The following is a 12,248-nucleotide window of genomic DNA, read 5'->3' as shown; positions in this document are numbered from 1 at the left end:
GAACAGGGTGTTCAGCGATTACAATTAGCTACTGCGCTGGCCGATGTTTATGAACAATACTTGCTTTATCGCCCTGATTGGCTGTTTGCGTGGGAGCGTAATGAGCGAGTTGTATTTGATGAAATGGAAATCTGGCAGAGTGAGATTTGGCGGGTGTTAACCGCGACACAACCTTTGCATCCAGCTCGGTTACATCAGCAAACGGTACAAGCACTTTCAGAATGTAATAGCATAGATACCTTACCTAGCCGTATTATTGTGTTTGCGATAAACACGATGGCCCCTCAGCTAATTTCATTTTTTGATGCGCTAGCACAACACATAGATATTCATATTTTTCACCTAAACCCAAGCGTCAATTATTGGGGCGATGCAAAAAGCAGTAGTGAACAGGCTAAGCAACTGCGAATGGAAGGCTTAGAAAAGTGGATGAGTGAGGCCCAACCCAACCCATTGTTAGGTAATTTAGGTAAGCAAGGAAGGGAGCTATTCAATCTGTTGACTGAACTCGATACATTTGAAATCAGTGCGTTTGATTCCCCTATTATTTTAGACAGTGAGGAAGATACAAAAAAGCATGTATCGTCATTACCTTTGCTGGACTACATTCATGATGACATTCTGCAAGCGAAAGCGCTTAGCTCCTCTCCACTCAGCGGGTGATGGGACGCCGTCAGTGTCTCACGAAGTAGAGCAGAACGACGATAGTGTGGCAATCATGTGTACACACTCAGCGCTTCGCGAAGTTCAAGTTCTGCATGACCATTTATTGCATTGGCTTTCTCAAGACAAGACACGCACACCATCGGACATTCTTGTTATGTGTCCTGCTATTGAGAACTATGCTCCTTTCGTTGATGCAGTTTTTCATCGTGTTGGGACAAGAAACATGGCGGGTAATGGCCCTGTAAGGCTGCCTTGCTCCATTGCTGATAGAAGTCCGATGGATGCAGAACCCCTGATTGCTGCCTATATGGCACTATTGCAACTGCCAGATAGCCGTTTTGGTGTCTCTAACGTAATGGACTACTTGCAGCTTGATGCGGTTCAGAAACGGTTTTCGATAAGTCAGGACGATATAGATCAAATGGTCGTATGGCTTAAACAAGCACATATTCACTGGGGATTAAACAGCGAGCATAAAAACGCTGTATCCGATGGGGTTACTTCACAAGACACTTACAGCTGGTGGTGGGGAATTCGACGTCTGCTAATTGGCATGTTTGCACCCGACAATGAAACCATCGTTGAGGGTATGTTAAGCATTCCTGATGTTGAAGGACAAAACGCTCTCACGCTGGGCAAATTAATTGAAGTTGTCGACCTATTAGGCACTTTTTCTCGAGAGTTGACGCAACCTAGAACGCCAAAAGTGTGGGCTAAAGATCTCATTGCTTTACGAGATGCATGCTTTAAACCGACATCAGATCAAGAACATAGCTGGGATCTTATTGCAAAAGTCGCAGCGGATCTTTCTGCTCGCTGTGACGAGGCCAGCTACGAGCACGAATTAAGCCTTAGACAAGTAAGGGAGTTGCTACTTAACCGCTTCTCGTCGCCCGATGCGGGCAACCATTTTATGACAGGACAGGTTACCGTATGTTCTATGTTACCAATGCGAAGTATTCCCTTTAAAAAGGTGTGTATTCTTGGTCTTAACGACAGTGAGTTTCCGCGTAAATCCACGCCCCTTGGCCTTGACTTAATGGCCGGGCCCGTTCGCAGAATCGGCGACAGGTCGAGAAGATTGGAAGACCGCTACTTGTTTCTCGAGGCAATTATATCAACGCGAGAAAGTCTGTATCTGAGTTATCAAGGCAATAGTGTAACCAATAACAGCGAGCGCCAACCTAGTTTAGTGCTTGCTGAGTTTCTTGATATGTTGGAGGCTGGTTACGGCGTTGATTTGGACAATTATGTTACACATGCGCCTTTGCATCCGTTCAGCGAAAGCAGTTTTACAGGCCAGCTACCGGGCTATGAAACGGGCTGGCTTAGATTAGCTGACTCATTGCGTAAAGCGCAGCTACGCGACGAGCAGCCTTTACAAGAGAACGCATGTGACAAACACGCAGATGATAAAACGCGGATGGCGCTGGCTATGTCAGATCAGCAAGATAGCGTTCGCACAGGGGCGAATAAACTGCGATTGTCTGCAATGCAGGTTGCGAGGGCGTTTAGTGACCCTCTTGCTTACTTCTCCATTCAGCGGTTAGGCGTCAATTTATCGCAGTCATTTACCTTGCTGGAGAACAGCGAGCCATTTGAGACTAATGCATTGGTGCGCTATCAGGTACTTGACGCCTTGTTTTGTGCACCAGAACGTACGCAGACAGTTGACGAGAATACTGCCAATCACGGGTATGGTGATAAGGTCGTAGAATTTGCATCTTTGCGTGGTGATATTCCAGATAACCCAGTCGCAAAGGAAGAGCTTGAAATGTGGAAAGCAGGCGCACTTGCACTAAATCATGCAATGGGCCCACATGATGCAGAGCCAAAGACAGCAAGTTATGAGGGCCAACATTGTGTTTTTTCTACTAGCGCATTTGAAGCAAGTGGGGCCCTAGTTGAGCTTTGTGCTGGCAAGATTAGTGATACACGAGCACTTGGATACTTTATCTCTCAACTTATATTCAGTAGCAGTGAAGAAGCAACAAGTCATGCTCAACTTCCCCTTGATGTGTTCTTCTGTGATTGGGAGAAGGGAGAGACCACGCTGATGAAGCGCCGCTTTATGCCCGTTCCTAAGGAAACAGCACAAAAACTACTGCAATTTGTCGAAGTGTTGTTTAGCACCGTTTATACAGTGCCCACACCACTTTATAGTAGCCTTATGGCTGAGCTGGTACCTGGAAAACGGCGTTCCGAAAGTGCAGCAATAGTAAGTCAAGCAACCCCAGAACGCTTTTACGATATTGTTAGCGCGTTGCTTAGCCATCAGGATGAAGACATCGCATCAGATGAATTTGTCACAAAACTAACGCGTGACATTCATACATTGTTTGACGGCGATGAAGCGGCTCGGGTCTTACGAAATTGGCAGCAGTCGTCAGGGCCTTTTAGTGCAGACATGGTGAATAATCCTTACCTCAAATGGTTGTTTCCACAAGGTATTGCTTGGCGGGATATGCCATATGCCGAGGGTTTCGCGTTGTTTGCCATGGTGGCAAATGCAAGTGAGGAGGAGAAGCTATGACAGTACAATTGCTCGATGTAGTGAACATGCCTCTTCACGGCAGGCATTTAATCGAGGCCAGCGCTGGCACTGGCAAAACATTCAATATCACGCGTTTGTATCTACGATTTTTGCTTGAGAAAAAGTTGACCGTTAAAGACATTCTGGTCATGACGTTTACTAAAGCGGCAACGGAAGAAATCAAAGGAAGGGTGGCAAATACGCTTCGAGAGGCGACCAAGGTATGGCAAACTGCCAAGGACAACAAGGGTATACTCGCTGAAGATTGTGACCCAGTATATCAGCATCTGTTTAATAATAATGACATTGACGATAGCTTAGCGCGCTTAAAAGCTGCGCAGCTTGAGCTTGATGACGCTTCGGTGTTTACTATTCACGGCTTTTGTCAGCACGTTATTGCGCAACTTGCCTTTAATAGCGGATTTGCCATGTCGTTAAACCTTGGCAATGACACTAGTGAGCTTTATCTTCAGGCGGCAGAGGATTACATTCGCAAAGTAAGTCAGCACGAAGAGGATTTCTTACTACTGGCTCAAGCTGGATGGCACGTTCCCGAGCGATTTCTATCAGAATTCAGTAACAGTATAAAAAGTACACTTACGCCTATTATGCTTGATGAAAAAAGCATAGGAGAGGCGTTTGAAGCCGCATTAAATGATAACCCTGAAACGACGCTTGAGCGGTTTTCTGAGCACTTACAGCAAATTGAAGACAATGAAACGCTGTTGACCGAGCAGCTTATTAAAACGCCTGCGCACAAAAAAGAGCGCCCTCAGGAGCTTGCTGCGTTGAAGGCTTGGCTGCGCGGATGTAGAGAAAATGGTGAATACCTTGTCGCTCCCGCCGAGGCGCTGGCGTTCTTAGACGGTCGTCGATATGCGCGAAATAAGTCTGGGGTGAAGGAAATTCTTGCACCTATTAAGGCACTGACAAAGTCTATTGAGGAAGCGGCAGCAGATAGGGATGCGGGGCTTGCACAAATTCCTACTTTTAAGTTAGTCACACAAGGCATTGAGTTTATAAAGGCTCGTGTTTTGCTACAAAAGAAACAGCTTGGCGTTATTGATTTTGATGATCTTATTCGCATGCTGGCAGATGAAGTGGTAAAGCCGAACAATACGCTTGTTGCTGAATTACGCAAAAGATTCCCCGTCGCGCTTATTGATGAGTTCCAAGATACCGACGCTAAGCAATATGCCATACTCGATGCGGTTTACCCCAAAAAACACACACAAAACAATGAAACACTAAGTGCACAGCAAATTGAAGCAGTGTCTTCAAGTTGTACTGAAAGTGCGCTGCTGATGATAGGCGATCCAAAACAGGCTATTTATCGCTTCCGCGGAGGTGATATTTTTACTTATCTTAAAGCTGGCCGACAAGCCGACTATCGCTGGGTAATGAATACTAACTGGCGTTCTGTAGAAGGAATGGTAAAAGCGTACAACAGGCTTTTTTACGGTACAACATTGACGTCAAAAGCTCCACCAGACGTGTTTGGGTTTTCAATACAATACAACCCCGTTGCCTACACAGATAAAGCCAGTGCGGCGAAAACGCCTTTGTTCGATTCGCTTAGTGTCGACAATCAATCACGTAGCGCGATGAACTACGTCAGCATGCACATTGAAAACAAACAAGATGCAACGTCTATGCGCCGCAATATGGCCAAATGGATTGCTCAAGAAATTTACCGCCTTTTGCATGAAGCTTCGTTCAAGGGGCGGGAGGCCGCTCGCCCAGTAAAGCCAGCTGATATCGCTATCTTAGTAAAAGACCGCACCGAGGCTAACATAGTAAAATATGTGCTTCAGCAAAAGGGCCTGGCTAGCGTTTACTTAAGCGACAGAAGCAACCTATTCACCTCTGTGGAAGCAAAAGACGTATTACGACTGCTCAACGGAATATGGCATGCCTCAGATACTAGTAAGGTGGCATCAAGCTTAGCCTCACCGCTATGGGGATATAGCCCGCAAACCCTTATCGAACTGCTTTATCACGAAAACGACGCATTATGGGATAGTGCCTTTGACAAGGTCACAATGTTAAGAGAGATTTGGTTGCAAAAAGGTTGTATGAGTGTGTTACTTCACTTGATGCAGTCAAGCTATCAGCTTATTGGTCATGACGTGGAACGGGCGCTTACTAACTATCTGCACCTTGCGGAAGTATTAGAGAAGGCGAGTACGACCTACCCACGACCTGAGCAATTGTTAGACTGGTTAAATCATCAGATCCATCAGCCCGATAGTAATGAAGAGCTGACTCTAAGGCTGGAGAGCGATAGCCAGCTCATTCGCATTATTACGCAACACGGGTCAAAAGGCCTGGAGTACCCTATAGTATTTATACCGTTTGCTACCGCTTACAAAGATGCGGCGCGAAACGGAAAATCCATGTCGAATGTGTTCACTTTCTACGATGAAGAGAAGCAAGATTTGCAATTACAGCTTGGACAAACCAAGCAAGCGATTGCTCGCGTGCGCGCGGAAGGGGAAGCCGAAGATATGAGACTTGCGTACGTTGCTGTTACGCGAGCTGCCCATCGTTGTTATATGGGGATTTTGCCGTTAGATGGGAACGAAAAAAGTGCACTGGCTCGGGCAATGAACGTAGAGGGTGATGAGGGATACTGGCACGACACATTAGAACGTATTACGCATGAAGACGATGCGCACGCCAGCCATATAAACGTTGATGACGTGATTGAAACCTATACCGGACTTGATGATAGCGAGACACTACCGTCGCTTTATGCGCTTCAGTTTACGGGAACAAGTAGCGAAGATTGGCGACTTTTTTCATTTTCAGCATTAAGTCGGCTTACCAGCGTTTCTCAACGTGTCGTGGACGCAGCTTCTTCTGTGCCGAGTATTCCCGTTATGCAAACCGTTCGAGACGAAGAGCTGATTTCAGATCTTTCGTTATCCTTGGGCTCCGGTGCTGAGCTCAATTCGGCGCAAGACACCAAAACGGCAATTCGATTTACTTTACAAAAAGGAGCTGGTGCAGGTAACTTGCTACATGACTTGTTGGAGCACAACGATTTTAGCTCACCGACTTGGGAAGATACGGGGACTGAGCTCATCGCGCGTTTTGGGCTTGACGAAGAAGACGCGCTTAGCGCTTTATGAATGGTTAGACGAGGTGCTGTGCACCCCATTATTTCCCAATATGGCGATGTCATTATCTGACCTTTCTTTGTCTCAAACGTTGCGTGAAGCAGAATTTTACTTTCCTCTTAAGCAAAGCAAATGGGCGCCCTTACGCGACCTGTTGATGGAACACAGAGCGCGGTTGGCACAGACACTTGGATCGCAAGCTCAGGAAGCTCCAGACCTTATGATGCAAGAGCTCGAGGGTATGATGCACGGTTTTATCGACCTTATCTTTGAATACGAAGGAAAGTTTTACGTAGCCGATTATAAATCGACGTGGTTAGGGGATAGCATGACCAGCTATCAGTGCGCGATGCTCTGTGAAAATAACCAACATCACCTGTATGACTTACAGTACCTGATCTATTGCCTGGCATTACACAGATACCTCAAAAATACGCTAAAAGATTATGAACCACATCGGCATTTTGGTGGTGTTTATTACCTTTATTTACGCGGTATGCATCCAGACAATACGCAAGGTGAGGGGGTTTTTTATACAGAAATCGAGATGAGTTACTTGCAACGGTTAGACAATATATTTGGCGCAAACGGCAACAACCCCGCGGACTCAATGAATGAACAGAACGACGTGCATTCTGAGGCATCGCAGAAAACACCTAATCAGCAACAACTTAGTTTTGGCGATGACTGGGAGTTGGAGTGAAAACATTGTTACATCAATCTGCGATAGAGCTGACGCTGGATAAGCTGGCTGGTATCGAAGCAATCGATAAATTTGTTGCCAAAGAGTTTTCGCAAGTTAGCACGTTAAATGACGACGAGGCTGCGCTGTGGAGTGCGCTGTTAGTGTGCTTGTCCTACATGCAGCGAAATGGTCATAGCTGTGTATCGCTTTGTGACATAGCCAATACTCGATATTTTGAAGACAAAAGCGTAACGCAGGACGCTAATGGTGAACAGGCAAGCCAAATTGAAGAAAAGTCTGCAAAAGAAGGAATCATGTTTCCTTCACTTACCTCGCTAATTCGCATAGTAAAAGGTGCCTTAGAGGATAAACGCGCCGCTCAGTTGTTTGTCTATGAACACGGAAGATTATACAGCAGGCGATACTACGATTTTGAACAGGAGATAGCGCAGAGCGTGGTCGAACGAACCCTGTTCGAACCGCTTGATGACAGTGCGGTGGTGAACCTTAAGTCTATTTGGGCCTCTATGTTTCCCACTGAAACCACACAGCAGCAAGACTGGCAGCAGGTGGCGGTAGCCAAGTGTTTAGTTCAGCGTTTTGGAGTGATTAATGGCGGCCCGGGAACAGGGAAAACCTATACGGTTTTGCGTTTGTTGCTTGCGCTTCAAGCCATTGATAGCGAGCTGAACATTGTGTTGGCTGCACCAACGGGTAAAGCTCAGCAGCGAATGACGGAGTCGATTCTCAATAGTATTGAAGGGCTGAGAGGGGCAATTGATGACGACACCTTGGCAAGGGTCCCGACCGATGCCATTACTATTCATCGATTACTTGGGCTTCGTGAACACACAGTGCAGACGCAATATCATCGCCATCGTCTGCTCAATATCGATGTGCTCATTGTTGATGAAGCCAGCATGGTTGATTTAGCCCTCATGGCGAGAATAGTGAGAGCATTGCCTGCCCATGCGAAATTATACTTTATTGGTGATGCAGACCAATTGCTTAGCCGTCGAATTGGGTAATGTGCTTGAACAGTTGGTTGAACAAACCGCTTCGGTGGATAGTTCCCACATAGGAGCTGTGCCTTCTGTTATGCGACAACATATTGCCACCTTATGTCCTCATTTACCTCTATTGCAGGTCGATGAAAGTGCCAAATCGTGGGTGGCAACACTACAAGCGCCCCAGCGATTTAAGGGACAGGTGGCTGAAGTTGCAACAGCAATTCAGCAAGGTGATGCGAATGCAGCTTTGTTGGCAATAGGCGATGCGCCTACTAACGGCAGTACAAGTATGTCAAAAAGTAGCGACTTCTTGAAGGAAGGGGTTCAATTGCTTGCTGCTTCTTCGTTTTCCAAACGTGAACTTTCCGACCTTGCGAGACAAAGTTTCTCTTCATTGTTTAATGCAGAAAGTGCTCGTAGCGCGATGTCTGCGCTTAATGGTATTAGATGGCTAACACCAATTCGCAAAGGCGAAATGGGCGTAGAAGGTCTAAATGAGCTTGTGTACAACGCCTTAAAAGACAAAATAAAACGGCGAGAAGGGCGCTTTTACCAAGGCCAGCCGATTATGATTTTGAAAAACCATCACCCCCAGCGTCTATCCAATGGTGAAGTTGGCGTTATTTGGCCAGATAACAACGGAAAGCTCCAGGCGTGGTTTGAAGCCTCAACAGGGGAGTTGCGTAGTATATCGTTATCGCGCCTTCCACAGCATGAAACCGTTTTTGCTATGACGATACACAAGTCACAAGGTTCAGAGTTTGCCCATGTGGTAATGTTCTTGCCGCCACCAGAAAGTGACAATGCAGCAAACTTATTTCATCGTGGTCTCGTTTATACCGGGCTGACGCGCGCAAAAACTGGATGTCTGATGATATCCAATGAAGACACTTTTTCTAACATGGTTAAAAACCGCGACAAACGTTATTCTGGTTTGGCGTCGGCCATTACCGAAAGAGCCGAAAAAGTCGAGAATGGCGAGTACAGGAATTAGTCTGGAAACACACTAATCGATTGCCCATAAACAATTACGCTGGAGAAAAAAGCAGAGACCATGTTGCTGAATATCCTCAGTGTTTTTGGCAATGAGATAGACACGCGTATCACTAGATACGCGCAGTATTCCGCCGTCAACGTGTAAAAATTGCGAGGGCAGCAGTGTGGCTACGGCTTCACTTTTTTCATTACTTGAACTTACATTGAAATAAGAGAGACCACCGTGATCCACCCAACCAATGATGTTTTCGGGCTTAGCGATGAAACTTGCGTGGACTAACACGCTCTCGTGAAAGGTTATGTTAGCACCAAATACGGGTTTGCTTTCGATTGCTATTTGAACATCTGGTTTCAAAGACAATCGATAGAGACCATGAGCTTCAGGCATAATCTCATCATTGGCGTTAACATTGTTTACAAGGGTAAGCATACGCACGTTCACACGTTGAATAAGTTAAATGTATTGTGGTCAATATGGCCTACGCTTGCGTTGATGTGGATCAACCTACACTAATATTACGTTTTTACTGTGATTGGATAAGAGATCCCAATACTTCAATGGCGTTGGTTCGCGCCTCTTGCGTACTATCGATAAAGTTAAAGCGTAAGCAATTGCGGTATTTACCCGTGGCTGAAAATAGCTGGCCAGGCGCAATGAAAATACCGTGCTCTCGTGCTCTGTCAGCCAGTTTGACGCAATCGTAATGGGGTGGCAGTTCAACCCAAAGCACATATCCACCTTCGGGGTAACTCACGCAGGTTTCTTTAGGAAAGTGTCGCTTAATATCTTTTAACAACGTATCTCTGGCGCTTCTATAGTCTTGTCGCATTGCGCGTAAGTGCCTGTCGTAACCACCTTGTTCGATAAAATCTGCAATGGCCAACTGAGGCAAAGTAGGGCACATAGAACTACTGACATATTTAACGTGGAGTACTTTGTTTCTGAAACTACCAGGGGCAATCCAGCCCACTCGAAAACCCGGCGCGAGCGTTTTTGAAAAGGAAGAGCAAAGCAAGACACGTCCATCTTCGTCAAAAGATTTTATGGTGCGTGGCCTAGGGTATGAATAAGCAATGTCACCGTATATGTCATCTTCGATGATGGCGATATCATATTCTCGTGCGAGGGCATACAGAGCCTGTTTTTTACTGTCAGGCATAACAAACCCTTGTGGATTGTTTACTGTGGGGGTAACGAGGATAGCTTTAACTGGCCACTGATCAACGGCTAGTCTTAATGCATCTAAGCTGAGCCCTGAATGAGAGTCTGTTGGAATTTCCAGTGCTTTTAAATTCGCGCCCTTAATGGCCTGCATCGCACCGTAAAAGCCTGGAGATTCAACAGCAATGATGTCACCAGCATTAGCGACAGCGCGAAGACACACCGACAGCGCCTCTTGGCACCCAGAAGTAACCACAAATTCATCAAGATGCAGGTGACAGCCCGACGCAGCCGCTACTCTACTAAGTTGTTTACGAAGCGCAATATCGCCTTTTACGTCGCCGTAAATCATGCCATCAAGAGGTCTATTTTTGTTTAGCTCGTAAAGCCGCTTTATAAGGGGCTTTAGCGTTTTCGCGTGCATGTTTGGCATCGCATGCTGAAATTGGCAGCGTACGTTAACATCATCCTCTTTAGAAAATGTGTTAAGTAACATATCAAGCACGTCTTCCCATTGAGAGACATCCATAGGGCGTTGCGGCGGTTTTGTCATTTTTGGTGTGTTTTCAAAGGGCACGGTATTGGCAACAAAATAGCCCGATTTTGGTTTAGCTATTGCATAGAGCTGAGCTTCCAAAACACGATATGCTTCTTGAACCGTAGCAATGCTCACTTTGTGCTCTTTGGCCAACTGACGAACAGATGGCAATTTATCACCGATGTTATACCGACCAATGTGAATTTGATCTTTCAGCTCATTCGCTAAATGCATATATAGTGACATAGCACGTTTAAACCTATAAGACTTGCCCATACACTTTAATATAACGCACTTCTTATCGCTTTCTAACCATACAGTTTGGTGAAAATACTACCATACAGTGAGTGATTCTGGTTATCTGTATGGTTGTTTATGTGTTTTATTGATTCTGTTTAGTACAGATGTGTTAGCGTACTCTGGCTTCTCAATTTGTTTTGCACGAGAGAGGCTTAATTATGGAAATATCGTTATTTGTAGCACTGTGTAGCTTCGCTTTCGTCAGCACTGTAACGCCAGGACCGAACAATATGATGTTATTGGCGTCTGGGGCTCAGTTCGGCTACACGAAAACCTTGCCACACATGTTGGGTATTGTCATTGGTGTTGCAGGACTAATGATTAGCACACTATTGGGGTTAGGAGCGCTTTTCGTCTTGTTCCCACTTCTCTACACCTTGCTTAAAGTGCTTGGTATAGCGTACCTATTGTGGTTGGCATTCAAAATAGCAACAGCACCTGTAAGTGAGCTTGAAGAGAGTAAAGCATCAGGCAGAGGGCCGCTTAAATGGTGGGAAGGGGCCTTGTTTCAGCTTGTAAATCCAAAAGCGTGGATGATGGCGTTAGCAAGTGTCGGAACGTTTTCCATCCCCGGGGAACACTACTTTTACTCTGGTCTTGCGATAGTGTTGGCATTTGCCATTATTGGATTTCCGTGTATTTCACTGTGGGCAGCGGCAGGCGCTAAACTGCGCTTATGGTTAAGCTCGCCAGCGAGAAGAAAACAATTCAATTTAACGATGGGTGCGGCAACAGCTGCAACTTTATTCTTAATTCTATAGACTTAGTACGTGTTGCTCACTACAACACGTGCTGTCGTATTTATTTTAAAAGTAAGGCGTCGTGACCACGTTTGTCGAGCAAACAAGAACATTAATTGTCGATGAAAATCGGCCCATTTTAGCACATTGAGGAGCCTTGTTTTTATTGTGAAGAATACTACTGTCAGCGTGAGTTTTCGCTTGCTTAAGCTAGATATGATGCAAGCCTATACATTGAAAAAAGACATTAGGGGGGCGCATTTTTATCCTAGCAGCGTCGACGGTGTTTTTGTTGGAGTAGTGCCTCTTCACGAAGCGATATTCGACGAGCTAAACGACTATGTTATTCGCCAGCAAGTACAATATGATGATTGCGATATTTTTGTCGAAGCAACCAAAAACAATAAGGCTAGCGAAGTGTCAGTGCCTCGTGTGGTAAATAAAATTTTAAAATACATAGACTGCAAACTGACCTATGCGCTGCGCTTTGATTAAG

Annotated in this window: 10 protein-coding genes; 8 read left to right on the top strand and 2 right to left on the bottom strand. The window is 45.6% G+C overall.

Going from position 1 to position 12,248, the window contains the following annotated elements; genetic code table 11:
- Window positions 1-60: 60 nt before the first annotated feature.
- Genes V6N89_RS12600 through V6N89_RS12575 form a run of 6 tightly spaced genes read left to right on the top strand, consistent with a single transcriptional unit; the run spans window position 61 to window position 9,010 of the window.
- On the top strand, window positions 61-663 hold the full coding sequence (locus V6N89_RS12600; RefSeq protein ID WP_338517829.1) for an exodeoxyribonuclease V subunit gamma: 603 nt from the start codon (window positions 61-63) through the stop codon (window positions 661-663).
- Window positions 611-3,199, top strand: coding sequence for a hypothetical protein (locus tag V6N89_RS12595; protein WP_346992767.1), 2,589 nt, complete (start codon window positions 611-613; stop codon window positions 3,197-3,199). Before V6N89_RS12600 ends, V6N89_RS12595 begins: the two co-directional genes overlap by 53 nt.
- Window positions 3,196-6,333 carry a UvrD-helicase domain-containing protein gene (locus V6N89_RS12590; protein WP_346992766.1) on the top strand — a complete coding sequence of 1,046 codons (3,138 nt, stop codon included), beginning with the start codon at window positions 3,196-3,198 and terminating at the stop codon, window positions 6,331-6,333. Before V6N89_RS12595 ends, V6N89_RS12590 begins: the two co-directional genes overlap by 4 nt.
- Window positions 6,302-7,024 (top strand): PD-(D/E)XK nuclease family protein, encoded by a 723-nt coding sequence (locus V6N89_RS12585; protein WP_346992765.1) that lies wholly within the window; start codon window positions 6,302-6,304, stop codon window positions 7,022-7,024. Before V6N89_RS12590 ends, V6N89_RS12585 begins: the two co-directional genes overlap by 32 nt.
- The gene (locus V6N89_RS12580) at window positions 7,021-8,034 is read left to right on the top strand and encodes an AAA family ATPase (RefSeq protein ID WP_346992764.1); all 1,014 of its coding nucleotides are present in this window, start codon (window positions 7,021-7,023) and stop codon (window positions 8,032-8,034) included. The genes V6N89_RS12585 and V6N89_RS12580 overlap by 4 nt, the downstream gene beginning before the upstream one ends.
- Window positions 7,976-9,010 carry an ATP-binding domain-containing protein gene (locus V6N89_RS12575; RefSeq protein ID WP_346992763.1) on the top strand — a complete coding sequence of 345 codons (1,035 nt, stop codon included), beginning with the start codon at window positions 7,976-7,978 and terminating at the stop codon, window positions 9,008-9,010. The genes V6N89_RS12580 and V6N89_RS12575 overlap by 59 nt, the downstream gene beginning before the upstream one ends.
- A 12-nt stretch (window positions 9,011-9,022) precedes the next feature.
- Here the strand turns inward: V6N89_RS12575 and V6N89_RS12570 are convergent, their stop codons facing one another.
- Both V6N89_RS12570 and V6N89_RS12565 read right to left on the bottom strand, forming a co-directional pair.
- The gene (locus V6N89_RS12570; protein WP_346993804.1) at window positions 9,023-9,442 is read right to left on the bottom strand and encodes a hypothetical protein; all 420 of its coding nucleotides are present in this window, start codon (window positions 9,440-9,442) and stop codon (window positions 9,023-9,025) included.
- A gap of 94 nt (window positions 9,443-9,536) precedes the next feature.
- A complete protein-coding gene (locus V6N89_RS12565) occupies window positions 9,537-10,958 on the bottom strand; it encodes a PLP-dependent aminotransferase family protein (RefSeq protein ID WP_338517821.1) in 1,422 nt (473 codons plus the stop codon).
- 212 nt (window positions 10,959-11,170) lie between these two features.
- On the opposite strand from V6N89_RS12565, the gene V6N89_RS12560 reads away from it, so the two are divergent.
- Together V6N89_RS12560 and V6N89_RS12555 are read left to right on the top strand one after the other, a co-directional pair.
- Entirely contained in the window at window positions 11,171-11,773 is a 603-nt protein-coding gene (locus V6N89_RS12560; protein ID WP_338517820.1) for a LysE family translocator, read from the top strand.
- A gap of 147 nt (window positions 11,774-11,920) precedes the next feature.
- A complete protein-coding gene (locus V6N89_RS12555; protein ID WP_338517819.1) occupies window positions 11,921-12,247 on the top strand; it encodes a hypothetical protein in 327 nt (108 codons plus the stop codon).
- Window position 12,248: the final 1 nt, after the last annotated feature.

It is taken from the genome of Alteromonas gracilis (genome assembly GCF_036870955.2).
In the GTDB taxonomy this organism is placed as follows: Bacteria; Pseudomonadota; Gammaproteobacteria; order Enterobacterales; family Alteromonadaceae; genus Alteromonas; species Alteromonas gracilis_A.
This window is presented reverse-complemented; position numbering and strand designations above follow the sequence as displayed.

Coding starts and splice junctions, on each gene's coding strand:
- V6N89_RS12595 (WP_346992767.1), top strand. CDS start 611: ATGATGACATTCTGCAAGCGAAAGCGCTTAGCTCCTCTCCACTCAGCG.
- V6N89_RS12590 (WP_346992766.1), top strand. CDS start 3,196: ATGACAGTACAATTGCTCGATGTAGTGAACATGCCTCTTCACGGCAGG.
- V6N89_RS12575 (WP_346992763.1), top strand. CDS start 7,976: ATGCGAAATTATACTTTATTGGTGATGCAGACCAATTGCTTAGCCGTC.
- V6N89_RS12570 (WP_346993804.1), bottom strand. CDS start 9,442: ATGCTTACCCTTGTAAACAATGTTAACGCCAATGATGAGATTATGCCT.
- V6N89_RS12565 (WP_338517821.1), bottom strand. CDS start 10,958: ATGTCACTATATATGCATTTAGCGAATGAGCTGAAAGATCAAATTCAC.
- V6N89_RS12560 (WP_338517820.1), top strand. CDS start 11,171: ATGGAAATATCGTTATTTGTAGCACTGTGTAGCTTCGCTTTCGTCAGC.